At 73.4% G+C, this 26265-nt stretch carries 29 protein-coding genes; 16 read left to right on the top strand and 13 right to left on the bottom strand.

From position 1 onward, the window contains the following. Positions 1-107: 107 nt before the first annotated feature. The gene (locus ACZ7LK_RS26755; protein WP_471143832.1) at positions 108-977 is read right to left on the bottom strand and encodes a hypothetical protein; all 870 of its coding nucleotides are present in this window, start codon (positions 975-977) and stop codon (positions 108-110) included. Between the two features lie 130 nt (positions 978-1107). On the opposite strand from ACZ7LK_RS26755, the gene ACZ7LK_RS26750 reads away from it, so the two are divergent. Further along, entirely contained in the window at positions 1108-2094 is a 987-nt protein-coding gene (locus tag ACZ7LK_RS26750; RefSeq protein WP_471143831.1) for an aldo/keto reductase, read from the top strand. Between the two features lie 27 nt (positions 2095-2121). Here the strand turns inward: ACZ7LK_RS26750 and ACZ7LK_RS26745 are convergent, their stop codons facing one another. Beyond that, positions 2122-2487, bottom strand: coding sequence for an STAS domain-containing protein (locus tag ACZ7LK_RS26745; protein WP_392277180.1), 366 nt, complete (start codon positions 2485-2487; stop codon positions 2122-2124). 210 nt (positions 2488-2697) lie between these two features. On the opposite strand from ACZ7LK_RS26745, the gene ACZ7LK_RS26740 reads away from it, so the two are divergent. Beyond that, entirely contained in the window at positions 2698-3138 is a 441-nt protein-coding gene (locus ACZ7LK_RS26740; RefSeq protein ID WP_471143828.1) for an ATP-binding protein, read from the top strand. A gap of 295 nt (positions 3139-3433) precedes the next feature. Then, positions 3434-3850: a CBS domain-containing protein gene (locus ACZ7LK_RS26735; protein WP_392277178.1), complete on the top strand. Its 417-nt coding sequence runs from the start codon at positions 3434-3436 to the stop codon at positions 3848-3850. A gap of 152 nt (positions 3851-4002) precedes the next feature. Here the strand turns inward: ACZ7LK_RS26735 and ACZ7LK_RS26730 are convergent, their stop codons facing one another. The 3 genes from ACZ7LK_RS26730 to ACZ7LK_RS26720 all read right to left on the bottom strand — a co-directional run bounded on the left by ACZ7LK_RS26730 (position 4003) and on the right by ACZ7LK_RS26720 (position 6111). After that, on the bottom strand, positions 4003-4182 hold the full coding sequence (locus tag ACZ7LK_RS26730; protein WP_469464140.1) for a hypothetical protein: 180 nt from the start codon (positions 4180-4182) through the stop codon (positions 4003-4005). Between the two features lie 494 nt (positions 4183-4676). Further along, positions 4677-5186, bottom strand: a complete 510-nt coding sequence (locus ACZ7LK_RS26725) for a DinB family protein (protein WP_392277175.1) — start codon at positions 5184-5186, stop codon at positions 4677-4679. A gap of 208 nt (positions 5187-5394) precedes the next feature. Then, the gene (locus tag ACZ7LK_RS26720) at positions 5395-6111 is read right to left on the bottom strand and encodes a TetR/AcrR family transcriptional regulator (protein WP_471143826.1); all 717 of its coding nucleotides are present in this window, start codon (positions 6109-6111) and stop codon (positions 5395-5397) included. Between the two features lie 107 nt (positions 6112-6218). Here ACZ7LK_RS26720 and ACZ7LK_RS26715 point away from each other — a divergent pair, with 107 nt between their 5' ends. Continuing rightward, positions 6219-7409: an FAD-dependent monooxygenase gene (locus tag ACZ7LK_RS26715; protein WP_471143824.1), complete on the top strand. Its 1191-nt coding sequence runs from the start codon at positions 6219-6221 to the stop codon at positions 7407-7409. Between the two features lie 31 nt (positions 7410-7440). Continuing rightward, positions 7441-7626, top strand: coding sequence for a DUF1737 domain-containing protein (locus ACZ7LK_RS26710; RefSeq protein WP_392277172.1), 186 nt, complete (start codon positions 7441-7443; stop codon positions 7624-7626). A gap of 152 nt (positions 7627-7778) precedes the next feature. On the opposite strand, the gene ACZ7LK_RS26705 is transcribed toward ACZ7LK_RS26710, so the two are convergent. Next, on the bottom strand, positions 7779-8264 hold the full coding sequence (locus ACZ7LK_RS26705; RefSeq protein ID WP_471143823.1) for a hypothetical protein: 486 nt from the start codon (positions 8262-8264) through the stop codon (positions 7779-7781). Between the two features lie 385 nt (positions 8265-8649). On the opposite strand from ACZ7LK_RS26705, the gene ACZ7LK_RS26700 reads away from it, so the two are divergent. Next, complete coding sequence (locus ACZ7LK_RS26700; RefSeq protein ID WP_471143821.1) at positions 8650-9513, top strand: alpha/beta fold hydrolase; 864 nt, start codon at positions 8650-8652, stop codon at positions 9511-9513. A gap of 235 nt (positions 9514-9748) precedes the next feature. On the opposite strand, the gene ACZ7LK_RS26695 is transcribed toward ACZ7LK_RS26700, so the two are convergent. Continuing rightward, on the bottom strand, positions 9749-10168 hold the full coding sequence (locus tag ACZ7LK_RS26695) for an arsenate reductase ArsC (protein ID WP_471143819.1): 420 nt from the start codon (positions 10166-10168) through the stop codon (positions 9749-9751). A gap of 225 nt (positions 10169-10393) precedes the next feature. Between ACZ7LK_RS26695 and ACZ7LK_RS26690 the strand changes: the two genes are divergently transcribed. Genes ACZ7LK_RS26690 through ACZ7LK_RS26680 form a run of 3 tightly spaced genes read left to right on the top strand, consistent with a single transcriptional unit; the run spans position 10394 to position 12595 of the window. Continuing rightward, positions 10394-10708: an ArsR/SmtB family transcription factor gene (locus tag ACZ7LK_RS26690; RefSeq protein WP_392277168.1), complete on the top strand. Its 315-nt coding sequence runs from the start codon at positions 10394-10396 to the stop codon at positions 10706-10708. A gap of 37 nt (positions 10709-10745) precedes the next feature. Next, positions 10746-11540 (top strand): aquaporin, encoded by a 795-nt coding sequence (locus tag ACZ7LK_RS26685; RefSeq protein ID WP_469464134.1) that lies wholly within the window; start codon positions 10746-10748, stop codon positions 11538-11540. Next, positions 11537-12595, top strand: coding sequence for an ArsO family NAD(P)H-dependent flavin-containing monooxygenase (locus ACZ7LK_RS26680; RefSeq protein WP_471143817.1), 1059 nt, complete (start codon positions 11537-11539; stop codon positions 12593-12595). Before ACZ7LK_RS26685 ends, ACZ7LK_RS26680 begins: the two co-directional genes overlap by 4 nt. 81 nt (positions 12596-12676) lie before the next feature. On the opposite strand, the gene ACZ7LK_RS26675 is transcribed toward ACZ7LK_RS26680, so the two are convergent. Both ACZ7LK_RS26675 and ACZ7LK_RS26670 read right to left on the bottom strand, forming a co-directional pair. Then, entirely contained in the window at positions 12677-13171 is a 495-nt protein-coding gene (locus tag ACZ7LK_RS26675) for a GNAT family N-acetyltransferase (protein ID WP_392277165.1), read from the bottom strand. After that, on the bottom strand, positions 13168-13533 hold the full coding sequence (locus ACZ7LK_RS26670) for an ArsR/SmtB family transcription factor (RefSeq protein WP_392277164.1): 366 nt from the start codon (positions 13531-13533) through the stop codon (positions 13168-13170). The genes ACZ7LK_RS26675 and ACZ7LK_RS26670 overlap by 4 nt, the downstream gene beginning before the upstream one ends. A gap of 46 nt (positions 13534-13579) precedes the next feature. Between ACZ7LK_RS26670 and ACZ7LK_RS26665 the strand changes: the two genes are divergently transcribed. The 4 genes from ACZ7LK_RS26665 to ACZ7LK_RS26650 all read left to right on the top strand — a co-directional run bounded on the left by ACZ7LK_RS26665 (position 13580) and on the right by ACZ7LK_RS26650 (position 17209). Then, the gene (locus ACZ7LK_RS26665) at positions 13580-13711 is read left to right on the top strand and encodes a hypothetical protein (protein ID WP_471143814.1); all 132 of its coding nucleotides are present in this window, start codon (positions 13580-13582) and stop codon (positions 13709-13711) included. Between the two features lie 183 nt (positions 13712-13894). Then, positions 13895-15262, top strand: coding sequence for an NAD(P)-binding domain-containing protein (locus ACZ7LK_RS26660; RefSeq protein WP_471143813.1), 1368 nt, complete (start codon positions 13895-13897; stop codon positions 15260-15262). Between the two features lie 5 nt (positions 15263-15267). Further along, entirely contained in the window at positions 15268-16518 is a 1251-nt protein-coding gene (locus tag ACZ7LK_RS26655) for an MFS transporter (protein WP_469464129.1), read from the top strand. A 487-nt stretch (positions 16519-17005) separates the two neighbouring features. Next, the gene (locus ACZ7LK_RS26650) at positions 17006-17209 is read left to right on the top strand and encodes a cold-shock protein (RefSeq protein WP_392277160.1); all 204 of its coding nucleotides are present in this window, start codon (positions 17006-17008) and stop codon (positions 17207-17209) included. A 140-nt stretch (positions 17210-17349) separates the two neighbouring features. Here ACZ7LK_RS26650 and ACZ7LK_RS26645 read toward each other — a convergent pair whose 3' ends face one another. From ACZ7LK_RS26645 to ACZ7LK_RS26630, 4 genes are all read right to left on the bottom strand, one after another. After that, positions 17350-17889, bottom strand: coding sequence for a hypothetical protein (locus tag ACZ7LK_RS26645; protein WP_471143811.1), 540 nt, complete (start codon positions 17887-17889; stop codon positions 17350-17352). 188 nt (positions 17890-18077) lie between these two features. Next, positions 18078-18953 carry a PhzF family phenazine biosynthesis isomerase gene (locus tag ACZ7LK_RS26640; RefSeq protein WP_471143809.1) on the bottom strand — a complete coding sequence of 292 codons (876 nt, stop codon included), beginning with the start codon at positions 18951-18953 and terminating at the stop codon, positions 18078-18080. Between the two features lie 29 nt (positions 18954-18982). Then, entirely contained in the window at positions 18983-19525 is a 543-nt protein-coding gene (locus ACZ7LK_RS26635) for a hypothetical protein (RefSeq protein ID WP_471143807.1), read from the bottom strand. A gap of 192 nt (positions 19526-19717) precedes the next feature. Further along, complete coding sequence (locus ACZ7LK_RS26630) at positions 19718-20170, bottom strand: PRC-barrel domain-containing protein (RefSeq protein WP_471143805.1); 453 nt, start codon at positions 20168-20170, stop codon at positions 19718-19720. 250 nt (positions 20171-20420) lie between these two features. On the opposite strand from ACZ7LK_RS26630, the gene ACZ7LK_RS26625 reads away from it, so the two are divergent. From ACZ7LK_RS26625 to ACZ7LK_RS26615, 3 genes are all read left to right on the top strand, one after another. Then, positions 20421-21200 carry a phosphatase PAP2 family protein gene (locus tag ACZ7LK_RS26625; protein WP_471143803.1) on the top strand — a complete coding sequence of 260 codons (780 nt, stop codon included), beginning with the start codon at positions 20421-20423 and terminating at the stop codon, positions 21198-21200. Between the two features lie 207 nt (positions 21201-21407). Next, the gene (locus tag ACZ7LK_RS26620; protein ID WP_471143801.1) at positions 21408-24986 is read left to right on the top strand and encodes a DUF4132 domain-containing protein; all 3579 of its coding nucleotides are present in this window, start codon (positions 21408-21410) and stop codon (positions 24984-24986) included. A 463-nt stretch (positions 24987-25449) separates the two neighbouring features. Next, positions 25450-26166, top strand: coding sequence for a S1 family peptidase (locus ACZ7LK_RS26615; RefSeq protein ID WP_469464123.1), 717 nt, complete (start codon positions 25450-25452; stop codon positions 26164-26166). Positions 26167-26265: the final 99 nt, after the last annotated feature.

Raw genomic sequence — 26265 nt, 5'->3', positions numbered from 1 at the left:
GCCCAGGGCCGGGCCGGCCCAGGGCCGGGCCGTCCGCGGACTCCACGGGGGCGGATTCCACGGAGATGGACTCCACCGGCGCGGACACGGGCAGTGGAGTGTGGCCGTCAGTCCCGGGCGGCGTCGAACACCGGCGTGGCGGCCGCCTCGTACGGCAGGGCGGCCACCGCGTCGGCGTGTCCGCGCTCCAGGGCCGCCCGCTGCCGCTCGTCCGGGTGGCGGGCGGCCTGGGCGGCCCACCGTTCCTCGTACGCCACGGCCAACTCCGCGTCCTCCCGCCGCCACTCCGCGTCGTCCGGCAGCCGCGCCAGTTCCACGCCCTCCGGCTCCGCACCCTCCGCCAGTGCCGCGGCGGCCCGGTCGTGGCCGTCGAGGACCACCCAGCCGTCGAGGAACGACACCCACCACAGCAGGACGGGTGCGAGGGTGCCCTCGCGGACGTGCTTGCGGTACGCCTTCACACGAGGTGCGTCGGGAGCGGACAGCGGCCGCAACGGCAGGACGCCGTGCCAGCCGCCCCCGCAGAACAGTTCGAGCGTGGCGCGCGGCCAGTCCCGGACCAGGTCCGAGGTCCAGACGCCCGGCGGGAAGACGCCGCGGCGGGTCAGCCCCCAACGCCCCTCGGTGAGCGGCCCGTACGCCGATTCCTCCAGCCACCGCGCGTACCGGTGCGTCCAGTCGGTACGGGACCGCGACTCCTCGGCGCGCAGCGGCGGCAGCGGTGAACGATGACCGGGCAGCCGGCGCAGCCGCAGATGGCGGCAGCACCCTTCCCCCTCCAGCCGGCCGTCGAACAACGTACGGGCCCCTTGACGGAGCGTCAGCCGCTCCTCGGACGGGCGCTCGAAGCGCAACGGCGGCGGTACGGGCCCGCCTCCCGGCACGGCGAGGACGAGCCCGGTCCCCGCCGACGGCTCCCTGGTCGCCCTGGTCGCCCTGGTCGCGCTGGTCGTCCTCGTCCTGGTCGTCCGCGTCATACGGCCAGTGTGCACCCGCCCGCGGTCGCCACCCCGGTCCGGGTGCCGGACCGGCGGCGTTGACATGGAGTGCGCTTCAACACCTAGCGTCCTGAGCACCGTTCAGGACACCGACACAGGAGGCAGCAGCATGACCGACGTCCCCACCCGGCGCCTCGGCGCTCTGGAGGTCTCCGCCCAGGGCCTGGGGTGCATGGGCATGAGCCACGGCTACGGCGCCACGGACGACGAGCAGTCGATCGCGACCCTGCGCCGCGCCCTCGAACTCGGGGTGACCCTGCTCGACACCGCCGACTTCTACGGCGCCGGCCACAACGAGGAACTGATCGGCCGGGCCGTCGCCGGACGCCGCGACGACGTGGTGCTCGCCACCAAGTTCGGCTTCGCCAACCGCCTCGGCGAGCCCACCCGCATCCGGGGCGACGCCGCCTACGTACGGCAGGCGTGCGAGGCGTCCCTGCGCCGGCTCGGGGTCGACCACATCGACCTCTACTACCAGCACCGGGTCGACCCACGGGTACCGATCGAGGAGACCGTCGGAGCCATGGCCGAGCTGGTACGGGAGGGTAAGGTCCGCCACCTCGGGCTGTCCGAGGCCGGCCCGGGCACAATCCGGCGGGCGCACGCGGTGCACCCGATCGCCGCGCTCCAGAGCGAATGGTCGCTGTGGACCCGCGATCTGGAGGCGGAGACCGTCCCGACCTGCCGCGAACTGGGCATCGGACTGGTTCCGTTCTCCCCGCTCGGCCGAGGCTTCCTGACCGGCCGGTACACCTCGGTCGCTGGGCTGGACGAGACCGACGTACGACGCACCCAGCCGCGCTTCGCCGACGGCAACATCGAACGGAACGCCGCCGTCGTCGCCAGGCTGGACGGGCTCGCCGCCGCCAAGGGGGTCAGCGCCGGCCGGCTCGCCCTGGCCTGGTTGCAGCACCAGGGGGACGACGTCGTGCCGATCCCCGGTACGCGACGGCAGCGCTACCTGGAGGAGAACCTGGCGGCACTGACCGTCGAGCTCACCCCCGAGGACATCGCCGCCATCGAGGCCGCCGTCCCGCCGGGCCGGATCGCGGGCCCCCGTTACGACGCGGCCGGCCTCGCCTTCGTCGACGCCTGACCCCAGGCGCCTGGCCTGGCCGGCTGGTCAGGCGTCCAGGGCGTGGCGCGTACTCGGGTAGCAGGGGATGACGGTGTTGATGCCGACCAGCTCCATGACACGGAGCACCGGACCCTGCGGGCCGACGAGGCGCAGCCAGCCCTCGGCCTTCGTGGCGGCCCGGTGGGCGGCGATCAGGACGTTGATGCCGCTCGAATCCATGAACGACACGTCACTGAGGTCGATGACCGTCCGGGGCCTCGCCGCGGGCTCGAACCGGATCAGCTCATGGGTGAGGGTGTCACGGACGGTGTGGTCGATCTCGCCGTGCACGGCCACGACCCGGACACCGTCGATATCACCGGCGTCGATCGACAGCCGACCGGGCTGGGCTGCTTCGGGGGTGTGTGTCACAGATTCCTCAACCGTGTTCGCTGGTCCGGACTCGGGTCATGACGTGCACCGATAGCCTGCCACGACGAGGTAAGGCATGCACCCACTGCGGGTGCCTACCCCGGAACGTGGTGGCGTATGTATGGGGGGCGCCTTCGCGGGTAGGAGCGCGGCGTGAATGGGGGAACGGTTGTGGACCCAGTGGAGTCAGCCGCGGACGGTGAAGGCGTGATGCCCGATATCCTCCGGGACGTCGTCGCGTTGGAAGGGGACGGCTCGTGCATCGCTGAGGCACGCCACCGTGCGGTGGCCTTCCTCACCCGCGTGCAGGCCGAGCACGGGCTGCCGGTGTCGGCCCGTGCCATGGACCTGACCCAGTTGGTCGTCAGCGAGCTGGTCACCAATGCCCGCAAGTACGCGCCAGGCCCGGTGCTGATGGAGCTGCGGATCGCCGGGGACCTGGTGGAGGTCGTCGTCTGGGACAGCGATCCGGTCCTGCCGGTGGCCCGCGCCGCCGACCCGGGCCGGGTCGGGCAGCACGGCCTGGAGATCGTCATGGCCATCGCCCAGGGCTTCGAGGCCCAGCGCGATCCGGTCGGCAAGCGCATCACCGCCCGGATCGCCCTGCCCGACGACCCCGGGGGCGCCCTCTCCGGACGCGGCCCCCAGTAACCGGCCCGGCGGACGGCCGATGTCCGCCCCTTCCGGGTGACCGGCCGCCCCCGCCCGGACCGGGCGGCCGGCCGGTGTCCGCCCCTCCCGGGCGCGTGACCGTACCGGTCCTTACCGGTGGACGGCAGGTGTCCGCCACCTACCCCGGCGCGCTCCCGCCCGCGAGTGGATGACCGGTCGATGGTGTTACAAGCGATGCGCAGAGGGCACCTGTCTTGCGCCCGGGCCGCGTCGACCGGCCGGCCGGGCAACACCGGTACACGACGGACCACCACTGCACCAGGGAGGATGCCGGATGACCACCGCTCGCGAAATCATGACCGAAGGCGCCGAATGCGTCGGCGCCGAGGAGACGGTGCTGGACGCCGCGAAGAAGATGGTCCGGCTCGGGGTCGGCGCCCTGCCGATCTGCGGCACGGACGACAAGCTCAAGGGCATGCTGACCGACCGGGACATCGTGGTGAAGGTCCTCGGCGTGGGCAAGGACCCCGGCACCGTCAAGGCGGGCGAGCTCGCCCAGGGCGAGGCGGTGACCATCGGGGCCGACGACGACGCCGAGGAGATCCTGCGGACGATGACCGAACACAAGGTCCGCCGCCTGCCCGTGATCGACGGCCACCGCCTGGTCGGCATCGTCGCCCAGGCCGACGTCGCCCGGGCCCTGCCCGACCCCAAGGTCGGCGACCTCCTCCAGGCCCTGTCCTCCGACTGAGCCGCGCGCCCGGTACGGGGCGGCGAGGGCGTTGCCCGCCGCCCCGGAGCCGGAGCCGGAGCCGGAGCCGGAGCCGGAGCCGGAGCCGGAGCCGGAGCCGGAGCCGGAGCCGGAGCCGGAGCCGGAGCCGGGGCCGCCCGCTCGGACGGCGACTACTCCGGCTGAGTGACCGTCGGCGCCCAGCGCACGGTGTCGCCGGAAGCGTCGACGCCCACGGTGAACGACCCGGGACGTACGACACCGGGGTCCATGGTCACGGACCGGACGCCCACGGCCCCCTCCGGACAGTCCACGGCGAAGTCCGCCACCTCCGTCTCGGCGGACCGCATCACCACCCGTGCCGTACGCCGTTCCCGGCACGCCGTACGGCCCCGCCGCTCGGGGAGCGACGGGGCCGGGTGGTGCTCGGCGACGGTCGGGGGATGGGTCGGCCGAGCTCGGGTCGAGGTTCTGGTTCCCCGGAACGCGTGAGGCATGCGGCGGCGCGGCATCGATGGCCGGAAAGCTCCGGCCTCCTCCCTCGGCCCGGACGGCCGTCATGGGCGGCCCGGCACGGGTGCGGCCGGCCCCACCGCCACCCCGCCGGTCTCCCGGCCGCCGGAGGGAGGCGGCTCCGCGGCCCTGTCGCGGAACCCGCCGGAGGACAGCGGGCCGGCCAGTGCGAGCAGGGCCGGCCGTCGGCGTCGAGCCGGTAGGCGCCGTCCAGTACCACGTGGCTGAGAGGACTCATGCCTGCCGCAACACGACGACGGGGCCCCGGGCGATGCCACGGCCCCGTCCCGACGCACGATCGCCACCTTGCCGATACCGCCGGTATGACCGCCGCTCAGCCGCCGTGCGACGGACCCCCGAGCACCTGCTCGCGGAGGATGTCGGCATGACCGCAGTGCTGGGCGAGCTCACGCAGCGTGTGGAGGTACACCCACCGCAGCGGCAGCGGACCCCGCCGGTTGCCCCGCACAAGGTCGTCCAGCGTCAGCCCCTCCGTCCTCCGCCGCGATGCCTCGCACGCCTCCCGGTAGGCCCGCTGGATCGAGGCGATCGTGTCACTCTCGTCGAGGTCGAAGGACTCGTCGGGTGTCTCGGGGATGCCGATCTCGGCGCGGGACCGGCAGGTGACGGCCTCGTCGAACCACACCTTCTCGACGACCGTGGCGTGCTTGACCAGCCCCAACAGCGTGGTCTTCGACGCCACCAGCGACCGGCGCGCCTGTTCCTCGGTCAGCCCGTCCAGGCTGTCGTGCAGCGCGAGCCGGTGCTCATCGAGGAACGCCTCGAACTGATCGCGGAGAGCCGCGTGGAAGACGGCGGGTTCCGCCGACGGATGCACAACCATGCCGCCACGATAAGCCGCCCACCCCCCACCCCGGCACCCGGCACCGGAATGCCCGCCTCCCACGGGGACCGGCCAAGTGACATTCGGCCACGGGTCGTTGCGGCCACCGTGAGCGGAGCGCCGGCGTGTCCGGCCGGGCCGGGGGCCCTCGATCGTACGAGCCCGGGAGGCTTCGGGGCGGGGGTGCTCGCGGCCGCGGGCAGCGGTGTCAGTCCGACCTCTCGGTGATGAGGAGGCCCAGGCCGTCCAGGATGCGGTGCAGGCCGAACTCCAGCGCCTGGTCCTGGCCGCCGGATCGGGCGGCCGAGGCGAGGGCGGCGGTCAGAGCGGGGTAGCGCTCGCCGTGGGTGCGCATCAGTTGCCCGAGCGTGGCGGCGAATCGGGCTTCGGGGCTGCCCGCCGGGCCCGTGGCGCGGGCCTGTAGCGCGATGCCGCGCACATGCCCGGCGAGCAGGACGACGGCGTCCATGCGCTCGGCGCCGGTGAGGCCGGTGCCGTCCAGGGCGGCGAGGGCCTGCTCCATCCAGCCCAGCTCCCGTGGGCCCATGACCCTGGGGCCCACGGTGGCGTCGAGCAGCCAGGGGTGGCGGTGGAAGACGGTGGCCAGGTGACGGGCCCAGTCACCCAGGCGGTCCCGCCACTCCTGACGCGGTCCCTTCCCTGGCGGGGGCTCGTCGATCGCCGTCTCCACCATGACCGCGACCAGCTCGGCCTTGCCGGGCATGTAGCGGTAGAGGGCCATCTTGGTGACGCCGAGCAGCCCGGCCACCCGCTGCATGGACACCGCGGCCAGCCCTTCGGCGTCGGCGACCTCGATGCCGGCCCGCGCGATGCGGTCCAGGTCGAGAGCCGGCCGGGGGCCGCGTGAGGGCTTGGTGTGCGGGCCCCAGAGCAGTCGTACGGCCTCGCTCCGCTCGTCGCTCACCTGTCGCCGCTCCTCTGTCCGGTCTTGCGCGCTCCAAAAACTGCGTCTACCGTACACATCCATCATCAGTGTCCGACGGACACAGTTTTACGGGGGAGTGGTTCCTGATGGCGAAGAGCGTGCTCATCTCCGGTGCCGGGGTGGCCGGCCCGGCGCTCGCGTACTGGCTCGGTCGCTTCGGCTTCGAGCCCACGGTGGTCGAACTGGCGCCGGTCCTGCGCGACGGCGGCCAGGCCGTCGACTTCCGCGGAGAGACCCACCTGACCGTGCTGGCGCGCATGGGACTGCTCGCCGAGCTGCGCCGCATCGAGACCGGCGGCAGCCCGATGACGTTCGTCGACGAACACGGGCGCGAACTGCTGCGCCTGCCGGCCGAGTTCGCCGGGGGAGACGTGGAGGTGCTCCGCGGCGACCTGGCCCGTCTGCTCCACCGGCACAGCCTCCCGTACGCCGAGTACGTGTTCGGCGACTCGGTCACCGGACTCACCGAGACCGGCGGGGGAGTGGAGGTCACGTTCCGGCACGGCGCGCCGCGCGCGTTCGACCTCGTGATCGGCGCGGACGGACTGCACTCCACCGTGCGCCGGCTCGCGTTCGGCCCGGAGGAAGGGTTCGTCCGCCACCTCGGCCACTACGCCGCCACCTGGCGGCTGCCCAACCACCTCGGCGCCGCCCCGGGTTCGGTCGGGTACAACGCCCCCGGCCGGCTCGCCGCCGTCGGGGGCGACCACCGGGACCCGGCGAAGGCCGGCGCCTTCTTCGTCTTCGCCGCGCCTCGGCTCACCTACGACCGCCAGGACGTGACGCAGCAGAAGGCCCTGGTCGCCGATGCCTTCACCGGCCTCGGCTGGGAGGTGCCCCGGCTGCTCGACTCCCTCCGGGACGCCCCGGACCTGTACTTCGACTCGATCAGCCGGGTGGACGTGCCGACCTGGTCCACCGGACGGATCGGCCTCGTCGGAGACGCCGCCTGCGGTGCCACCATCGGAGGCATGGGCACCGGGACCGGAGTGGTGGCCGCCTATGTGCTGGCCGGTGAACTGGCCCTGTCCCGCGGCGACCACCGTACGGCCTTCGCCCGCTACGAGCACCGGCTCCGCCGCCACGCCCGGCGCTGCCAGAAGGGCGGCGACCGCACCGGCGCGTTCCTCGCCCCAGCGACCACGCGCGGTCTCCGCATCCGCAACGGCCTGCTGCGCCGGCGCTTCGTCATGGACCGGATGCTCAAAGAGGGTCAGAAGGTCAGCACCATCGCCCTGCCCGACTACGAGACCGAGCTCGGCCGGGTCGGCGCGTGACGGGACGAGCGCGTGTGCGATCCTGCCCGCCATGACCACACCCCCGGACGGACTCCCCCTCTACCGCGTGCTGACGGGCCCCGACGACGCCGACTTCTGCCGGCGCGTGAGCGAAGCGCTCGGTCTCGGCTACGAGCTGCACGGAAGCCCCGCCGTCACCTTCAACGGTGAGAGCGTCATCGTCGCGCAGGCCGTGATCTGGCCGGCCCGTCCCTAGGGATACCCGGAGGAACCGCCGGCCCACGGGCCGCTGCTCCGCCGTGTCGCGTACGGCGGGCGGCCCGGCACCCCGAGGAGGGTGCCGGGCCGCCGCTTTCATGCGGTCGCTCGCGAGCCCGGGCGCCTACGGCCGGAGCCGCATGGCCGCCGCTAGCGGTAGTAGTAGGCCTTGGCCTCGACGGTGTGCGCCCGGCCCTTCAGGTAGATGCGCATGTAGTACGCGGTGCCGTTCGCCGCGGCGGTCTTGACGGTCATCCAGTTGCCGGAGCAGTACCCCCAGCCCCCCTTCTTGACGACCTTCTTGTCGCGGGTGCGGACGATGTCGATCTTGTACTTGGTGCCGTCGCCGCCGTTCCAGCAGCGCGCGTTCACCCCGAGCGTGCTGCTGCGCGGAACGAAGTCGGGCGTGGCCCAGTACTTGGTGGGCGCGTGGCTCTTCGGCCCCCAGATCAGGTGCCAGCTCGCCTTGGCCGCGGCGGCGTTGGCGGCGTTGGCCGGGGCGGCCGCGGCGACGGCCCGCTCGGCGAGGACCGGCTGGTGCGCCGGTTCCGCCTGGGCGGCGGGTGCCGCCAGCGCGAGGCCGGAGCCCAGGGCCACCGTGGCCGTCGCGAGAGCGAGGCTCTTGCGTGCGTGCATGGTGTCTTCTTCCTTCCTGGACCACTGGCCGGGCCCCCCGTTGGGTACCCCGTGTCGACCCGTGGTCCGTGTGGCGCCGCGGTGGTCGGCCGGGCGCCGTGGTGCTGGTCAAGAAACTACGGACGCCCGGCCCCGGCGGCATCCGGCACCGGGTTGACCTCGTGCGCAACCCCGGGCCGTAGGCGGGCGGTTCCTGCAACTTCCGCGGTACCGCCGTGGTTGACCGCCCGCCCTCCGCGCGGCCGGTGGCGGCCTGGCCCCCGGCCCTCCGCCCGCTTCCCGGGGCGGCGGTACGCATGACCGTCGCCGACCGGGGAACAGGGAGAACCGGCTCCGCCGGCCGGCCGGAGCCGGTGCGCGGGGGACGAGCCCGAGGGAGGCCGCGGTGTTCGAGGGCTTCGAGGAGACGAGGATCGACGTCGGAGAGGCGTCCGTCTTCGTCCGCTTCGGCGGGGAGGGGCCACCGGTGGTGCTCCTGCACGGCCATCCCCGTACGTCGGCGACGTGGCACCGGGTCGCGCCCCGCCTCGTCGCGGCCGGGCACACCGTCGTCTGCCCGGACCTGCGGGGTTACGGCCGCTCCCGAGGACCACGATTCACGGCCGACCACGCCGGATACTCCAAGCGCGCGGTCGCCGGGGACGTGGTGGCCGTGATGCGCCACCTCGGACACGAACGGTTCGCCGTCGCCGGGCACGACCGGGGCGGCAGCGTGGCGCTGCGCCTCACGCTCGACCACCCCGAGGCCGTCCCGCGGGCGGCCTTCGTGGACTGCCTGCCGCTGACGGAGCATCTGTCGCGGATCACCGTCGAGTTCGCCACCCAGTGGTGGCACTGGTTCTTCTTCGCCCAGCCGGACGTTCCCGAACGCGTCATCACCGCCGACCCGGACGGCTGGTACCACGGCGACCCCACGGTCATGGGACCGGAGAACCACGACGAATGGCGCCGGGCCGTCCGCGACCCGGACGTGGTGCGGGCGATGCTGGAGGACTACCGTGCCGGCCTCACCGTCGACCGCCGCCACGAGGAGGCCGACCGCGAAGCCGGCCGGCGCATCACCTGTCCGACGCTGGTCCTCTGGTCGCTCCGGGACGACCTGGAGCAGTTGTACGGCGACCCCGTCACCATCTGGCGCCGCTGGGCTCCCGACGTACGCGGACACGGCATCGATTCCGGCCACCACGTCGCCGAAGAGGCACCCGAGGCCCTCGCCTCCGCCCTCGTCGACTTCCTCCAGGGCCGGTAGGCGCCGGCCCCCCCGCCGCAAGGAGCATCACGCCCTGCCGCCGCGGCCGCGCGCTGTCGGGACTCGGCAATGCCACCTTCGGTAACACGTGCCTCGATCGCCATGTCGGCAGCGCGGCCGGCGGGGGCACCGCCGGCACTGCGGGAGCGTTGGCCGCCACCGTCGGCCGCCCCCGGGTGCGGCCTTCGGCGTGCCAGGGGCACGCGACCGGCCGGCGAAAGGTACGTCAGGTGCCTCAGGCCTTCGGCTTGGCGTCGATCTCGGCGATCAGGCCCTCGACAAGGTTCTCGATCTCGTCGCGGATGGGGCGGACGGCTTCGACGCCCTGGCCGGCCGGGTCCTCGAGCTGCCAGTCGAGGTAGGTCTTGCCGGGGAAGTAGGGGCAGGCGTCGCCGCAGCCCATGGTGATGATGTAGTCCGACGCCCGGGCGGCCTCGGGGGTGAGGACCTTCGGCTTCTGGTCGGAGATGTCGATGCCCAGCTCGGCCATGGCGGCGACTGCGGAGGGGTTGATCTGCTCGCCGGGCATCGAGCCGGCGGAGCGGACCTCGACGCGGTCGCCGGCGAGGTGGCGCAGGAACCCGGCCGCCATCTGGGAGCGGCCCGCGTTGTGGATGCAGACGAACAGGACGGAGGCGGCAGGAGCGGAGGACATCTGTTCTTCCTTGAGGTGAGGCGACTGCGGTGGGGATGCGTGGGGCTGCTGGGGAGCGAGCTGCGGCCGCCACCTCGTCTGCGGGGCGGGCGCCCGCGGAGGAGACGGTGACGCGCTCGCCCGCTCCTTGGGCGAGGAGGGCGTGGGCATGGCGATCCCGTTCAAGGAACCGCACAGGTCAGTGCAGGCTGGTGTCAGCCTCGACTGATGTGACAGTATCAGCCCATGATGACGTCAGTCGACACTGATCTGATGCGGGTTCTGGCCGACCCCCTCAGGCTCCGGATCGTGACCCTGCTCGCCCGCGAGACGCTCTGCACCACCCACCTGGTGGAGGAGACGGGCGCGAAGCAGACGAACCTCTCCAACCACATGAGGGTGCTGCGGGAAGCGGGGGTCGTGGAGACGGAGCCATGCGGCCGGTACATCTACTACCGCCTGTGCCCGGAGGTCGTCGAAGCCCTCGCCGGTCAGTTCGCCGACCTCGCTCGGACCGCGCGGGCCACCGCGGAAGCGAACCTCAAGCGGGCCTGCCCCTAACCCGCATCCTGCCTCACCTGCCCGAGGAGAACCTGCCTTGACCGCCACCGTGCCCGCCGACACCGCCCCCGCCGCGGAGTCCGCCATAACCGCCGACGCTCCGCGCCCGGCGCCCGGCGCCACCCCGCCCAGAGCCCCGCTGGTCGCCCGCGCGGCCGCCGAGCTGGTCGGTACGGCCGCTCTCGTCGCGGTGGTGGTCGGCTCCGGCATCCAGGCCGCCGACCTCACCGACGACGTGGCGTTGCAGCTGCTGGCCAACTCCACCGCCACGGTCTTCGGGCTCGGCGTCCTCATCACGCTCCTCGGGCCGGTCTCCGGAGCGCACTTCAACCCGGCCGTCACCCTGGCCGAATGGTGGACCGCCCGCCGTGGCGGCGCCGGCGTCACCGTCCGCGAGCCGGCCGTGTACGTGCCGTCGCAGATCGTCGGTGCGATCGCGGGCGCGATCCTGGCGGACGCGATGTTCGGTGAGCCGCTGGTCAAGTGGTCGACCCAGGACCGCTCCGCCGGGAACCTCCTCCTCGGCGAGGTCGTGGCGACGGCCGGGCTGATCCTGCTGATCTTCGGCCTGGCCCGCACCGACAGGCTCCGCTTCGCGCCCGTCGCCGTCGCCTCGTACATCGGCGCCGCCTACTGGTTCACCTCCTCCACCTCCTTCGCCAACCCGGCCGTCACCATCGGCCGCGCCTTCACCGACACCTTCGCGGGCATCGCCCCGGCCTCTGTGCCCGGCTTCATCGCCATGCAGCTCATCGGCGTCGCAGCGGGCCTGGCCCTGGTGGCGGTCATCTTCATGCGCGGCAAGACGGACAACGGAACGCCCTCGACATGACGCAGCGCACGGACGTGGTGGTGATCGGCGGCGGCCAGTCCGGGCTCGCCGCCGGTTACCACTTGCGCCGCCTGGGCATCGAGCAGGTCATCCTCGACGCCCGGACGGCGCCCGGCGGGGCGTGGCAGCACACCTGGGAGTCCCTGCGCCTCTTCTCCCCGGCCCAGTACTCGTCCCTGCCCGGGCGGCTCATGCCGTCCCAACCGGGCGAGCTCTATCCGGACGCCGCCCACGTCGTCGACTACCTGGCCGACTACGAGAAGCGCTACGACCTGCCGGTCCAGCGGGGCGTGTCGGTCGACGCCGTCCACCGCGACGGCCCCTTTCTGCGGGTGGAGACCGATCGCGGCCCTTGGCGGGCCCGGGCGGTCATCAGCGCCACCGGTACCTGGACCCGTCCCTTCCTGCCCGCCGTGGCCGGCCGACGCGAGTACACCGGTCGCCAGCTGCACACCGTGCAGTACCGCAGTCCCGCCGAGTTCGCCGGGCAGCGGGTGATCGTGGTCGGCGGCGGCAACTCGGGCGCCCAGATCGCGGCCGACCTCGCGGGGACGGCGGAGTCGACCTGGGTCACCCAGCGCCCGCCCCGCTACCTCGCGGACGACATCGACGGCCGGGCGCTCTTCGACGCCGCGACGGCCCGCCGCCAGGCGCTGGACGCCGGCCGCACCGACACGGGCGGCGTGGCCTCCCTCGGCGACATCGTCGCCGTGCCTCCGGTCCGCGCGGCCCGGGACGCCGGTCTCCTGCACGCGAAGCCGATGTTCAGTCGCCTCACCGAAACCGGGGTGCAATGGGCCGACGGCACTACCGCGGACGCGGACGCGGTCGTCTGGTGCACCGGCTTCCGCCCCGCCCTCGCCCCCTTCACCTCCATGCGCCTGCGCGGCACGCGCGGCCACATCGCCACCGCCGGAACCCGGTCCGTCGACGAACCGCGCCTGCACTTGCTCGGCTACGGCGACTGGACCGGCCCCGCCTCCGCCACCCTCATCGGTGTCGGCCGTCCCGCCCGCGACGCCGCCCGCGAGATCGCCTCGCTGCTCACGCCATGAGGGCCGTACTCAGTGGCGGCGCGTACATGATCACGGCCATGCCCGCGAGGCAGACCATGAATCCGAGCCGCTGGGGCCTCGTCAGTCGATGGCGGGGCTGCGGCGTTCCAGGAGTACGACATCTCGCCACACGCCGTGGTGGCGGCCGATGCGCTCGCGGGTGCCGATGACCCGGAAGCCGGCCCGCTGATGGAGGGCGAGGCTCGCGCGGTTCTCGGGGAAGATGCCGGACTGGATGGTCCAGATTCCCGCGGCCTCCGTCGAGCCGATCAGTGCCGTGAGGAGTTGCATGGCGACCCCTTGCCCACGGGCGGCGGGGTGGACGTAGACGGAGTGCTCGACCACGCCCGCATACGCACACCGGTCCGAGACCGCGCTCGCCGCGACCCAGCCCAGTACCTTGCCGTCGTCGTCGACGGCGGCGAAGCGGTGCTCGGGCAGCTTGCCCGCCTCGAACACCTGCCAGGTGGGGGCGCTGGTCTCGAAGGTGGCATTGCCCTCGTCGATCCCGGCCTGGTAGATCCCCAGGACCTGATCCGCGTGTGCTTCGGCCAGCGGCGCGATGGTGATGCTCATACGGCGGCCGCGCGGGTCAGGATCTGTCCCATGGCGGCGAGCACCGCGGGCTCGACCCGGTAGTAGACCCAGGTGCCGCGCCGCTCGGAGGACAGCAGCCCCGCCTCGCGCAGCTTCTTCAGGTGGTGGGAGACGGTGGGCTGGGAGACGCCGACGTCGGAGATGTCGCACACGCACGCCTCTCCGCCCTCGTGGGAGGCGACGGCGGAGAAGAGCCGCAGGCGCACCGGGTCGCCGAGGGCCTTGAACATGAGGGCGGTCCGCTCGGCCTCCTCGGCCGTCAACGGGCGCTCCGTCAGGGGTGGGCAGCACGGTGCGACGGTCTCGGACTCCAGCAGAGGCAGAACCTTCACGTTCGACATAGGTCTATGTTGACACATGTCGAAGCAGGGGGTCGAGGGTGCGGCGATGTCAGCGATACCGCAGGTCCAGCCCGACGAAGTGCAGGCCGGGGTGGTGCTGGGCTCGCCCGCCGCGGTGGAGCGGCCGACGCTAGCGACCGTCGTCGAGGACGGGTCGGCCGGGCGCTCACCACCATGACGCGTTGCCCGGCGAACGGTGCGGGATCCCGGGCCCGACCGGCCCGCTCCGATGACCGCGACGTCGACGTGCTCCACAACAACCCCTCTATTTGATAAATGTCTATGTTGACGCTCATCGAAGCAGGTGCCATGCTGGCACCACAAGTCATCGACGGATGTCGAAACAAAAGAGGAGCCCGCCGTGAACGCGTCTGCCACCACCGCCGACCTGCCCACCGTGGTCATCGGCGCCGGACCCGTCGGCCTGGCCGCCGCCGCCCACCTCACCGCCCGCGGCCTGACCCCGCTGGTCCTCGAAGCCGGCCCCCGCGCGGGCACCGCCACCCGGGACTGGGCCCACGTCCGCCTCTTCTCCACCTGGTCCGAAGTGGTCGACCCGGCGGCCGAAAAGCTCCTCGCCCCCACCGGCTGGACCGCGCCGGACGGCGCGACCTACCCCTCCGGCGGCGACTGGGCCGAGCTCTACCTCCAGCCCCTCGCCGATGTCCTCGGCGACAACGTCCGCTACGGCGCCACCGTCACCGGCGTTTCCCGCGCCGGCCGCGACCGCGTCGTCGACGCCGACCGCGAGACCCAGCCCTTCACCGTCCGCGTCGTCAATGCCGACGGCAGCGAAGAGCGGATCCTGGCCCGCGCCGTCATCGATGCCTCCGGCACCTGGTCCACCCCCGGCCCGATCGGCGGCGACGGCCTCCCGGCCCTCGGTGAGCAGGCTGCCTCCGACCGGATCTCCTACCGCATCCCCGACCTCGAGGACCCGGCCGTCCGCGCCCGGTACGCCGGAAAGCGCACCGCCGTCATCGGCTCCGGCGCCTCCGCCTTCACCGCCCTCGCCTACCTCGCCGACCTCGCCAAGGCCGAAGACGGCATCGGCACGCACGCCACCTGGATCCTGCGCCGCGGCATCTCCGGCTCCACCTTCGGCGGCGGCAGCGCCGACCAGCTCCCCGCCCGCGGCGCCCTCGGCCTCGCCGCCAAGGCCGCGGTCGACGAGGGGTACGCCGACGCCGTCACCGGCTTCCGCACCGACGCCGTCGAACGCGACACGGACGGCCGTCTCGTCCTGGTCGCCGAGGACGGCCGACGCCTGGACCCGCTCGACGAGGTCATCGTCCTCACCGGCCTGCGCCCCGACCTCTCGTTCGTCAACGAGCTGCGACTGGGTCTGGACGAGCGCCTCCAGGCCCCCGTCGAGCTCGCTCCGCTGATCGACCCCAACCAGCACTCCTGCGGCACCGTCTACCCCCACGGAGTGAACGAGCTCTCCCACCCGGAGAAGGACGTCTACCTCGTCGGAATGAAGTCCTACGGCCGCGCCCCGACCTTTCTCGCCATGACCGGCTACGAGCAGGTCCGCTCGATCGCCGCCCACCTCGCCGGCGACCAGGAAGCCGCCGAGCGCGTCGAGCTCATCCTGCCCGAGACCGGAGTGTGCGGCGGCGCCGGACTCTTCGACCAGCCCCAGGCCGCCGAGGAAAGCGGCGGCGGCTGCTGCGCGGCCCCCGCCACCCTGACCATCGGTGGCGCGCCCGCTTCCGGCGGCTGCTGACCGAAGTGACCGAACCTCACGGCAGCGGGGCTGCGACCGGCGCAGGGGACCGGTCGCGGCCCCGCGCCGTCCTGCCCGCCCTCTGCCTCACCCAGATCACCGGCTGGGGCATCCTCTACTACGCCTTCCCCGTCCTGAACCCGTCCATCACCGCCGACACCGGCTGGGGCACCGGCACGACCACCGCCGCATTCTCCGCCGCCCTCGTCGTCTCCGCCCTCGCCGGAATCCACGTCGGCCGCATCCTGGACCGCCGTGGACCCCGCATCGCCATGACGATCGGATCCGTCCTCGGCACCCTGAGCCTGCTGCTCGTGGCCGCCGCCCCCAACCCGGCGGTCTTCCTCGCCGGATGGCTGCTCGCCGGCACAGCGATGGCCGCCACCTTCTACCAGCCCGCCTTCGCAGCCCTCACCCGCTGGTGGGCACCCGACCACATCCGCGCCCTGACCATCGTCACCCTCGCGGGCGGTCTCGCCTCCACCGTCTTCGCACCCCTGACCGCGGCCCTCGCCGCCCACCTGTCCTGGCGCGCCACCTATGTCGTGCTCGCGGGCATCCTCGCCGTCCTGACCGTTCCGACTCACGCCCTGGCCCTGAAGGCACCCTGGCCTCCAGCCCCTCCGAGCCCGCCGCACGTCACAGGGGGCAGTGGAGCAGTCGCGCGCAGCAGGGCGTTCTGGATGCTGGCCGCTGCGTTCACCCAGTCCTCGTTCGCGATGTACGCGGTCGTCATCGGCCTCGTACCCCTCCTGCTCGAACGCGGGTACACCACCACCCAGGCCGCATGGGCCCTCGGTCTCGGCGGCGCGGGCCAAACCCTCGGCCGCACCCTCTACGCGGCCCTCTCCCGACGCTTCGGCGTGACCACCCGCACCGTCACCCTCATCGGACTCGGCGGACTGACCACCGCCGCCCTCGCCACCGCGGCCGGCCCCTACCCCCTTCTCGCCACCGTGTCCGTCATCGCCGGGGTGGTCCGAGGCAACCTCACCCTCTTGCAGGCCACCTCCGTCACCGACCGCTGGGGAACCACCCACTACGGCCGGCTCTCCGCACTCCTCGGCGCACCCGCACACGCCGCGGCAGCCCTCGCCCCCTTCGCCGGCGCCCTCCTGGCCGGACCCCTCGGCGGCCACTCCTCCGTGTTCGCACTGCTCGCCGTCCTCTCGGCCGCAGCCGCCGTCACCGCCCTCGGAGCACGCACGCTCCCTCAGTCGGGCCATGCGAGGAACCCTCCGACGATGGTGCCGTAGGCGAGATGTGCTGCGAGCGTGTCGGTGGGTGTGCCGCCTCCCCGATCGCGCAGGCGGTGCTGATCAGGGCGAGGTGGGTGAGGCCCTGGGGAAGGTTGCCGAGGAAGATGCCGGTGGCCCGCAGGTCATGGCGACGTCGGCGCTTTTTCGGCGTACCCGGTCCGGCTCGAGGCGGCGGCCGAGACGGGTCTCGTATCCGCCCGGCCCTCGGCGCGGCTGCCATGGCGGGGCCACGGGTGCCCCCTCCAGCCGGACCCGCCGCGTATTCGGCCAACTCGTTTGAACTGCGGGCATACGACCTGGGCCGTGGGGAGTTGCTCTCTGGTGATGCGCCTTCTCGCGGTGTAACGTCGCTGGCAGATGTCGTGGTTCGCAGTACCTGCCCACGCGACGGCGTGGGCTTTTTGCTGTGCAGTGCCTGAGGACCAGGGCGATCACCTCCGGGTCCGTGCGGTACGGGCCCGACCTCGACTGGGAAGGCACCGACATGGCCAGCGGAACCGTGAAGTGGTTCAACTCCGAAAAGGGCTTCGGTTTCATTCAGCAGGACGGCGGCGGACCGGACGTCTTCGCGCATTACTCCAACATCAACGCCAATGGCTACCGTGAGCTCACCGAAGGCCAGGCCGTCACCTTCGACGTGACCCAAGGTCAGAAGGGGCCGCAGGCGGAGAACATCACCCCCGCCTGACCCTCGACGCAAGGTGGACTCCCGGCCCTCGGAGCTTTTGCGCTCCGAAGGCCGGGAACCCTCCCGGATCGGTCCGTCGGTCCGGCTCGCGGCCCGACCGTGATGGGTCCATCGGCGCAGGCATGGCACACGTGTCGGCATCAGCGAAGGGCGCGTCGGTTGCTGTCCCCTCCGTCACGCGCATCCGCCAGCCAGGCGTCGAGGACTAGGTTGAGCCTGTCCATCTGCTGGCCGCTCCAGGGTCGTGTGTGGTCCTGACTTCCCTCGACCTCGCGGTAGTACAACCTTCCGTCCGGAACGAGGTACATGGCCTGGCTCTCGCGTCGTGAACCCTTGGCCAGGGAGTCGATGTACCAGTACTCGGTTTCGACCATGCCGATGGTGTCGCTCAGCACCCAGACGGCTTTGGACTGGGTACTGGACAGGGACCACCAGCGCTCGTCGGGAACTGTGCGCGTCTGCAGGTCGGGATAATCCTTCTCAGCCATGAGGCTGATCAGGTCTTGGATCTTTCGCCTTGTCGCGTCGATCGCCAAGCCACGCGTGATCTCCGCCTGAGACGGGCGAGGCGCGACGCGTGGAGCGGAGCGAGCGCGCCTGCGTGCGTCACGGTCGGCACGACGGCGTGCCTTCTCGGCCGCCTTCTCGGCGGCCGCGGTCCGTTTGTCGAGGTACCCCATGACGCCCCCTGGCACGATGCTGCGTAGTTTCCCTGTCTGCAGGCGAGTGTGGCAACGCCGCGCCTTCACAGGGAGAGGAACGCGGCAACCGGTGAGCGCCCACAGGGTCGGCCTGCCCGGCACCCTGACCGACCGCGGCAACGCCAAGCCGCTCGTACGCATCTACCCCGCCCTGACAGGGCGGGTGGTCAGCCGATGCGGGCGCCCGCGCCGGCGACGCGGACGCGGGGGTCGCCCGGGCGCAGGGTCACCGTGAGTTCGCCGGGGCGGCCCAGGTCTTCGCCCTGGTGCAGGGTGAGCACGGCGTCCTCGGGGACGAGGCCGAGCTCGCGGGCGTACGCGCCGAACGCGGCTGCCGCCGCTCCGGTCGCCGGGTCCTCGACTACACCGCCGACGGGGAAGGGGTCACGTACATGGAAGACGGTGGCCGATTCCCGCCACACCAGTTGCACGGTCGTGAGGTCCAGACGGTGCATCAGGGCCTCCAGGCGGGCGAAGTCGTACGCGAGGTCCGCGAGGCGGGCACGGGTCGCCGCCGCCAGGACCAGATGGCGGGCGCCCGCGAACGCGATGCGGGGCGGGAAGGCCGGGTCGAGGTCGGTGGCCGGCCAGTCGAGCGCGGCCAGCGCCTCCGCGAGGTCGGCGCCGGAGATCTCCTCGACGGACGGCTCGACGCTGGTGAGCGTGGCCCTGACCGTGCCGCCCTCGTCGGTCACCTCCACCGGCACCGTGCCGGCGCGCGTCGCGAACACCAGCTCCCCCGGGCCGATCCGTTCGGCCAGCGCGACGGCGGTCGCGACCGTGGCGTGCCCACAGAACGCCACCTCGGCCTTGGGGCTGAAGTACCGGATGGTGTACGCCCGCCCCTCCTGCCCGCCCAGGCCCTCGGGGGGCGCGGTCAGGAACGCGGACTCCGAATACCCGAGATCGGCGGCGATGGCCAGCATCTCGCCGTCGTCCAGGGCGCCGGCGTCCAGGACGACACCTGCCGGGTTGCCGCCGTCGGGGGAGCTGGAGAAGGCCGTGTAGCGCAGGACCGCGGGCCGCGGCGTATCGATCGTCATGCCCGTGGCAACGCGCGGCGCGACGGCGGCTATTCCGGGGTGTGGACCGTCCGGCCGGGGGTACGGCCGAGCACGCCCGCGACCCGGTGCCGCTTCGTGTACGACCAGGTCACCACCACCATCAGCACCGGGACGGCCAACAGCGGGGCGAAGGTCGCGCCCCAGACCGCCTGGGCCGTACCGCCCGACAGGTACGACCGGCTCTCCACGGTGAACGCGACCACCAGTTGCCACAGCGCCCCCAGGACCAGGACGGCCGAGGCGGTCCGGGCGAGCGCGGCGAGGGTCCGGGGCCGCAGCGGCCGCCACCGGTCGCTGACCAGCAGCAGCGGGAACAGGGCGGCCGACTCGGCGAGGACCGACAGACCGACGACGTACAGGACCCCCCACCCGGGGATGCCGTAGACGTCGCGCAGCACCTGCTCGCTGTAACCCACGGGGACACCGGCCGCCATGGCGACGCGCCACAGACCGGAGGGGACCGCGCACCACGCGATCGCGTGCGCGGCGCGCCGCGCCCACAACGGCGCGGGTGCCACGGTGGCGGGGAGGGAGGTCGTCTTCGTCGTCATGAGGCCATGCTGGCCGCGGCTCCGGCCGACGTGCGTCGTCCGCCGCGACGGACCGTCTCCGTCCCGTGGCGGAGCGGGCATCGTCCCGCAGGAGGGCGCGAACACGGGTGCGGAGCGCCGCCCACGCGCGGGAGCCGGGGCCCGGCCGGCCCCGGCTCCTCGAAGAACGCACGTCGGTGGTGACGGCCCGTCTCAGGCCCCGTCGTCCCCCAGGACGCGCAGTCGTGTCCGCGCCTCCTCCTGGCCCTCCGTGCCGGCCCGGATGCCGGCGGCCCGGTCCATCTCCGACCACCCGCTGCCCCGTTCCGCGTTCACCCGCTCACGGACGTCCCGGACGCCGTAACAGTCGAAGAGCCTGCTCTCGTCCGCCACCGACAGCACCTCCCGCCCCGGCACGTCCACCCGCGCGGCGGCCGCCACGACGGCCGCCGGGAACGGGACCTCGACGTGGTCACCCGCGAGGACGGCGTCTCGCAAGGGGACGAAGACCTCGCCGGGGCCCGACGAAGCGCCGCGTACGAGCGCCCATTCGGCCCGGCCCGTGGTGTCGTCCAGCAGGACGCGGACCACATCCCCGATCTTGTCGCCGTCCGCCGAGTGGACCGGCCGCCGCGTGAGACTCGTGAGCTGCTCCTGGGGAATCACCGTTGCTCCATAACCGCCCTGTCGCGACCTGTCCCCGCCCTTCTTGCCCACCCCCGCACCCACAAACACCACGAGGCGCGCCCCCTCACCCGTCCGCACGGGCGCGCGTACGCCCGTTCGCGCCGATCGGGACGCGGGCATCCTCACAGGGGGTGCGGGTAACAAGAGCCGAATGACGAGACCACCCAGCGCAGCCGCGGCCGGCCCCCGGCCCCGATGGCTCCTGCTCCTGCCCGTACAGGCAGGACTGATGACGCTCCTGGGGTTCCTGCTGACCGGCCCGTCGGCGACCGAGGGGCCGCTGAACGGGGAAGGGGGCGTCAACCGCGCGCTGGCCGCGCACCGCACCGCCGCCCTGACGACGGTCTCCGAGTGGCTGTCCGCGGTGGCCGGCACCGAAGGCGTGGTCGCGCTCACGGTCGTCTCCATGACCGCCCTGGTCGTGCTTCCGCGTACCGCACGGTGGCCCGAGGCGCTGTTCGTGGGCGGGGCGGTGGTGGTCCAGTCCGGGATCTTCCTCCTGATCACCCTGTGGGTGGAACGCCCCCGCCCCGATGTGCCCCACCTGGAACCCTCGCCGCCCACCTCCAGTTTCCCCTCGGGACATGTCGGCGCCGCCACGGCACTGTTCGGGGCGCTGGCCGTACTGGCTCTCACCCGCCTCCGTGGCCCCTGGCGTCACGCGCCTGCCCTCGTCCTCGCCGCCGTACCGGTCGCGGTGGCGGCATCGCGGCTGTACGCCGGCATGCACTACCCCACGGATGTCCTCGCGGGCCTGCTCAACGGGGCCGGCGCCCTCCTCGTCATGGCGCGCACCGTCCTTCCGGACCGCCCGCCCTCCCGCCACGTCGACGGGGCCGTGCCCCGCGGCAGCGGTGCCCTCGCCCACCGGCCCCGTACGGCCCGGGCCATGGCCGACGATGGCCGGTGCGAGGCAGGAGGATCCGGTGGGTCCCGTGCGCCCGTGGGGGAGCGCCGGGCGGACATCGGGAAGGAGGACGATCGCCGCGCTCCGTCCGGAGGCGGTTGATCGCGGATCGTCCTGACGCGCGGCGGGCGTACCGGGCGGGCCGGCAGGCCCTGCCGGCCCGCCCGTGCCGCGGGCTGCCGCCCGGCCCCCGGGGGCGTTGTCAGTGGGCCGTCCTAGAGTGATCACATCGGTGCCGCTCCGCTGCGGGCGCCGGTGCGCGGCGGTGGGCGTTGCCGCCGGGCGGCTCGACGAACGGGGGACGCGGCGATGGAATGGCTGGCGGTCGACGGCACGGAGGGCGACTCCGGGCGGGCGGCGTACGAGGTGGCACTGGACGCGTACGCGGAGCCCCGCCCCGCGCTGGTCTGCCGGAACGCCGCGGGGCGGGTGCTGAAGAACGTCCCGGCGCAGGTACGCCGGAGCGCGGAGGCGGAACTGCTGCTGGCGCTGGCCGACTGGCTCGCCGACCACGCGGCGCGGGCGGAGACCGAGGTGGAGCGGTGGATGACGCGTGCGCTGCCGCTCCCCGCGCGGTTGCTGCACGCCGTGTGGCCCGACCCGTACTGGCAGCGCGTGCTGCGCCACCTGGTGGTCGCGCCGTACCTGCCGGACGGCTCGGCGGACGTCGCCCGGGCCGGGCTGCTCGTCGAGGCCGGGCCCGGGGCCGGGGACGGGTTGCGCGTGGTCTCCCCCGACGGGGAGCTGCGCCTCGACGAGCCCCTGGTGACGGTTCCTCATCCGGTGCTGCTGGACCCGCGGGGGCGGGGACTGCTGGACCGCTGGCGCTCCCTGCTCGACGCGTACGGGGGCGAGCAGGGCGTCGAGCAACTTCACCGCACGGTGTGGTGGCGGCCCCGTGCCGCGCCCACCACACCGCACGCGTGGCGGGGCGTCGACGCCTTCGACGGGGCCGAGTTCGACAGCGGGGCGCGCTTCGAGCGCGCCCTGGCCCGGTTCGGCGGGCGCATCCGGGGAGAGACCGCGTACGTCGACGTGTACGCGGGCCGGACCCGCCATGCGATGCACATCGACCTGCGCTGGCAGGGGCCCATGAGCGGCACGAGCATGAACGACGTGTACTGGGGGGAGCGCGGCGCCAGCCGGCAGGGCGCCGGCGCCTACGACCACATCCCCCTCGTCGCCTGGTCGGAGGGCATGCGGACGGTCGCCCACCTGTACGACGCCCGGGACGGCGGCTACCGCCAGGAGGAGCGGCCCGACGCCTCCACCGCGTACCGGTCGTTCCTGGCCCGGTGCGCGGAGAACGCCGGTCCGGCCGGCGGAGCCGCTGACGTCACCACGAGCACGGCCACGGGCGGCTGGGAGGACCAGGAGCTGCTCGACGCGGGAGGCGTGGCCCCCGGCGCCCCGCCGGACGCCGCCGTCGGGGAGGACGCGCTCGCCGTGTGCCGCTACGCGTGGGCGGCGCTGGACGAGGGGGCGTTCGTCGTACGCCTGGTGCCCCGGCGCGCGGCCGACGCCGAGGACGCGGTCGCCCGGGCGCTGGGCCTCGTACCGGTACCGGAAGGGAACGCAGGGGAGGGGGACGCGGCGCGCGAGACCGTCGGCCGGGTCCGTTCGGTACCGACGGGCTTCCTCGCCCGGGTGTGCCGGGCCGAACCGGCCGACGCCCGGAAGGCGATCGGACTGCTGAAGCAGCTCCGCGCGTGCGCCGCCACGGCCGCCGCCAAGCCCGGCCGCGCGGCCAAGGCACTGGAGGCCGCCCTCGCGCCGCTGGAGAAGCAGTCGCCGCGGCTGGTGACCGCCGCGCTGGAGGAGGGCGCCCGGATCATCGCCGACGCGGGCAGCCCCGCCATGGCCCAGCCGCTCTTCGCACGCGCCCGCGAGGTGGAGAACACCAGCGGGGCGGCCGTCGACGAGGACGCCCTGATCGAGTCGCTGGTGGAGTGCGCGGCCGTGGGCGCCGTCTCCCGGCGCGCCCTGGCCGACCACCGCGACGCCCTCGTCGCGCGGTTGCCCGCCGAGCGGGCGGCCCACCACCACCGCGCGCTCGTACGGGCCTGGCACCGGGCAGGGCTGCCGTCCCGGCCGGAGTTCGCGCGCGACCCCCTGGACCTCGGCGGGGGCACGGCCCCCGTGGACGAGGAGCACCGGGTGCTGCTGTGCGGCCTGCTGGCCCACGGCGGCATGGACGACGCCACGACGGACGTCTGGGACGGCTGGGCCCCGGTGCTGTCGGCGCTGCTCTCCGCGGGCCGGGTCGCTCCGGACGCCCTCCTCACCCTGACCGCCGCGCCCACCGGCGGCGGTCGGACGGCGCTCGCCGCGGCAGCGGCCGGCTGGGTGCGCCTGCTGCGCCGAACCGGTGCGGCCGCACTGCTCACTGGAGCGGGCGACGCGGACACGCCGGGCGGTACGCGGCCGGGCGCGGGCGCCACCGTGGACGTGACCGGCGTACACGCCTGGCTGAGCCGCTTCGCCACGCGCTACCGGGGCCTGAAGCCGCCGGTCGAAGGGCTCGCCGAACTGCTCGCGGACATCGCCGCGCGCCTGCGCGCCGAGGACGCCGCACCCTACCGGGCGCTGCCCGCGCTGCGGATGCCGGACACCCAGGCCTCGGCGCGCGACCGGTGCGTCGACCTCGGCCTGCTCGACGCGCTGCTGGCGGCCGGGATCCCGGTGGCGGACGACGCCACGGAGCCTCTCGGCTTCCTCGGCTGGCTCGGCAGGGCGAAGGGTGACGACCTGCCGCACGTCACGCGGGACGGCCGCTTCGCGCCCCGGCTCCTGGCCGCCCTCTCCGACCCGGCGGCCACCCTGTCCGTCGGCGCCCGCCCGCCGCACCCTCTGACGCGGGACCCGGGACGTGCCAGGACGCTCACCGCGCGACCGGCACTGCGGGCCTTCACCGCCGGTTTCCTCCGCGAGCACGGCCGCCTCTCCGCCGAGGGCGGTGTGCTGCCCCTGCACGCCGCCCTGTGCGACATGGAGCCGTTCGCCGCCCCGGCGGTCCGCCGGTACGTCGCCGACGAGGTGGAACGGTTGCTCGCCGTCGACCCGGCCGTCGCGCTGGCCCGCACCCTGCGTGCCGGACTCCCCGACGAGTTCGGCTTCCCCGACGGTGACGGTGACGGCGCGCAGTGGCGGAAGGGCGACTGGACGGAAGTACGGGACGGCGGGGACGCCCTGCTCCTGGTGGGACCCGGCCGGGCGGTCGCGGTGGACCACGCCGGGGTGCGGGCCCGCTGGGAGGACGAGGCGTACGACTACCGCAAGCCATGGCACACCGGCCTGCGCTGGGAGGACGGCACCTTCGTGACCGCCCCGTTCGACGGCGTCCGGCGGGTCCACGCCCAGGTGTCGCCGGCCCACGAGGAGACGGTGCTGTTCCCCGGCGACGACCGGCCCCGCACCGTGCACCGCACGGCCACGGCCGGCAAGGGACCGGAGTACGGCGAGCTGCGCGGCCCCGACGGCGATGTCCTCGCGGCATGGGCGCTGACGGGCGACGGCGTGTCCGGTCCCCGCAAGGGCCGGTGGACCGCCGGCTCGGCGTTCGTGCCGCCGCCCGGTTGGTGGCGGCTGCTGCGCCCGCGCGACGAGGCGGGCTCGGCCCGGCTGCGTACCGCCGACACCGCGACGGCGGAGGGCCTGCTCGGCGCGGTGGGGGAGCGGACGCGCGCCTCGATGGCGGAACTGATCGGTGCGCGTTCCTGGGCCAGGGGTGTGCATGACACCACCGAACGCGTCTGGTCCGAGCTCGGTGGAGTGGTGCGCCGCGTGCTGCCCGAGGTGACCGACGAGCGCCTGCTGGACGGCCTCGCCGGAGTGCTCTGGTCGGCCGTCGAATGCCAGGAACTGCGCAACCGCGTCCGCAACGCCTGACGGGGGAGAGCAGCGGATCCGACGGAGGACCACCGGCGAGGATTTCCGGTGTCCGATGACGGACACCGGAGAATTTCGCTCGCGCATGCTGGGAAACGCATATCTACACGGACAGTCAGAGGTTTCAACAAGCCGCACTCAACAGCCTGTTGGCGACGCCCCCGCTCCTGGTCCGGTAGCGGGGGCCGATGCGCCGAAGGGGAGTGATTGGCTCTCTTCTCCCCTCATCGTTCGGCGCGGAGCTGCGCAAACGCCTGTGAATCGAGCCTGGGAAAGCCCAGTTGGCAAACTTTCGCAACTCCACCCCTTGCGGTGGCTGCTGCGTGTCTGTCAGATTCACCACTGCCGAAAATGGCATGCACTCGTCAGGCTTACCCCGGCTTGGACGAGTGCCCGCGCCGCATACCTATGCGGTCTCATGGTCCTCACCGAGGACGTTCACCCCCACACGATGGAGACGAACGTGCGAATAGCCAGACTGGCCCCCGCCCTCGCGACCGCCGCCCTGTCGGTCTTAGGGATCGCGCCCACCGCGTCGGCACAGGCCACGCCCGTCCCCGGCACCGACGTCCAGCCGATCATCGGCGGAGGGTACGCCACCAACGCCCCCTGGGCGGCCCGGCTCTTCTCCAACGGGCGGCAGACCTGTAGCGCGTCGATCATCGCCCCCACCTGGATCCTCACCGCGAAGCACTGCGTCAGCGGCGGCGGACTGTCGTTCCGCATCGGCAGCCTCGACCAGACCACCGGCGGCACCGTGGCCAACGGGATCAGCGTCCAGAGCCACCCCTCCTCGGACCTGTCGCTGGTCAGGCTCGACCGTTCCGTCGGCGGCACCTACGCACGCCTCGGCCAGCCCGGCTCCGTATCGGTGAACCAGACCGTGCAGGTGTACGGCTGGGGCGCGACCTCCCAGTGCGGCTCGGAGGCCAACTGCCAGTCCAGGTACCTGAAGGTCGCCGACGTCATCGTCACCGGCGGCTGCCGGGACGCCTACAACGGCTCGGCCATCTGTGCCCGCCGCGGCAACGGCATCACGGCCGGCGGCGACTCGGGCGGCCCCATGGTGGCCAACGGCGCACAGGTGGGCGTCGCCTCCACGAGCGACCGCCAGACCACCACCGCCTACACCAACGTGACGGCGTACCGCTCCTGGATCCAGAGCATCGCCGGGGTGTGACACCCCACCGCCGGCCCCACCCCGGGCCCTGACCACGGCCCCCACCGCGCCCGCGGTGGGGGCCTCGCCCCTCCTCGCCCCCGCCGCGCACGGCTCACC

The organism is Streptomyces sp. NPDC039423 (assembly GCF_055598725.1).
The sequence above is the reverse complement of the archived record's forward strand: the minus strand, read 5'-3'. Positions and strand labels throughout refer to the sequence as shown.

Excerpts from the sequence above, each read along its gene's own strand:
- ACZ7LK_RS26640 (WP_471143809.1), bottom strand. The coding sequence starts at position 18,953 with ATGACGATCGATACGCCGCGGCCCGCGGTCCTGCGCTACACGGCCTTC.
- ACZ7LK_RS26670 (WP_392277164.1), bottom strand. The coding sequence starts at position 13,533 with ATGTCGAACGTGAAGGTTCTGCCTCTGCTGGAGTCCGAGACCGTCGCA.
- ACZ7LK_RS26645 (WP_471143811.1), bottom strand. The coding sequence starts at position 17,889 with ATGGGGTACCTCGACAAACGGACCGCGGCCGCCGAGAAGGCGGCCGAG.
- ACZ7LK_RS26675 (WP_392277165.1), bottom strand. The coding sequence starts at position 13,171 with ATGAGCATCACCATCGCGCCGCTGGCCGAAGCACACGCGGATCAGGTC.
- ACZ7LK_RS26680 (WP_471143817.1), top strand. The coding sequence starts at position 11,537 with ATGACGCAGCGCACGGACGTGGTGGTGATCGGCGGCGGCCAGTCCGGG.
- ACZ7LK_RS26735 (WP_392277178.1), top strand. The coding sequence starts at position 3,434 with ATGACCACCGCTCGCGAAATCATGACCGAAGGCGCCGAATGCGTCGGC.
- ACZ7LK_RS26715 (WP_471143824.1), top strand. The coding sequence starts at position 6,219 with ATGGCGAAGAGCGTGCTCATCTCCGGTGCCGGGGTGGCCGGCCCGGCG.
- ACZ7LK_RS26705 (WP_471143823.1), bottom strand. The coding sequence starts at position 8,264 with ATGCACGCACGCAAGAGCCTCGCTCTCGCGACGGCCACGGTGGCCCTG.
- ACZ7LK_RS26625 (WP_471143803.1), top strand. The coding sequence starts at position 20,421 with ATGACGCTCCTGGGGTTCCTGCTGACCGGCCCGTCGGCGACCGAGGGG.
- ACZ7LK_RS26635 (WP_471143807.1), bottom strand. The coding sequence starts at position 19,525 with ATGACGACGAAGACGACCTCCCTCCCCGCCACCGTGGCACCCGCGCCG.
- ACZ7LK_RS26665 (WP_471143814.1), top strand. The coding sequence starts at position 13,580 with ATGTCAGCGATACCGCAGGTCCAGCCCGACGAAGTGCAGGCCGGGGTG.
- ACZ7LK_RS26740 (WP_471143828.1), top strand. The coding sequence starts at position 2,698 with ATGCCCGATATCCTCCGGGACGTCGTCGCGTTGGAAGGGGACGGCTCG.
- ACZ7LK_RS26755 (WP_471143832.1), bottom strand. The coding sequence starts at position 977 with ATGACGCGGACGACCAGGACGAGGACGACCAGCGCGACCAGGGCGACC.
- ACZ7LK_RS26695 (WP_471143819.1), bottom strand. The coding sequence starts at position 10,168 with ATGTCCTCCGCTCCTGCCGCCTCCGTCCTGTTCGTCTGCATCCACAAC.
- ACZ7LK_RS26750 (WP_471143831.1), top strand. The coding sequence starts at position 1,108 with ATGACCGACGTCCCCACCCGGCGCCTCGGCGCTCTGGAGGTCTCCGCC.
- ACZ7LK_RS26725 (WP_392277175.1), bottom strand. The coding sequence starts at position 5,186 with ATGGTTGTGCATCCGTCGGCGGAACCCGCCGTCTTCCACGCGGCTCTC.
- ACZ7LK_RS26690 (WP_392277168.1), top strand. The coding sequence starts at position 10,394 with ATGATGACGTCAGTCGACACTGATCTGATGCGGGTTCTGGCCGACCCC.
- ACZ7LK_RS26710 (WP_392277172.1), top strand. The coding sequence starts at position 7,441 with ATGACCACACCCCCGGACGGACTCCCCCTCTACCGCGTGCTGACGGGC.
- ACZ7LK_RS26620 (WP_471143801.1), top strand. The coding sequence starts at position 21,408 with ATGGAATGGCTGGCGGTCGACGGCACGGAGGGCGACTCCGGGCGGGCG.
- ACZ7LK_RS26650 (WP_392277160.1), top strand. The coding sequence starts at position 17,006 with ATGGCCAGCGGAACCGTGAAGTGGTTCAACTCCGAAAAGGGCTTCGGT.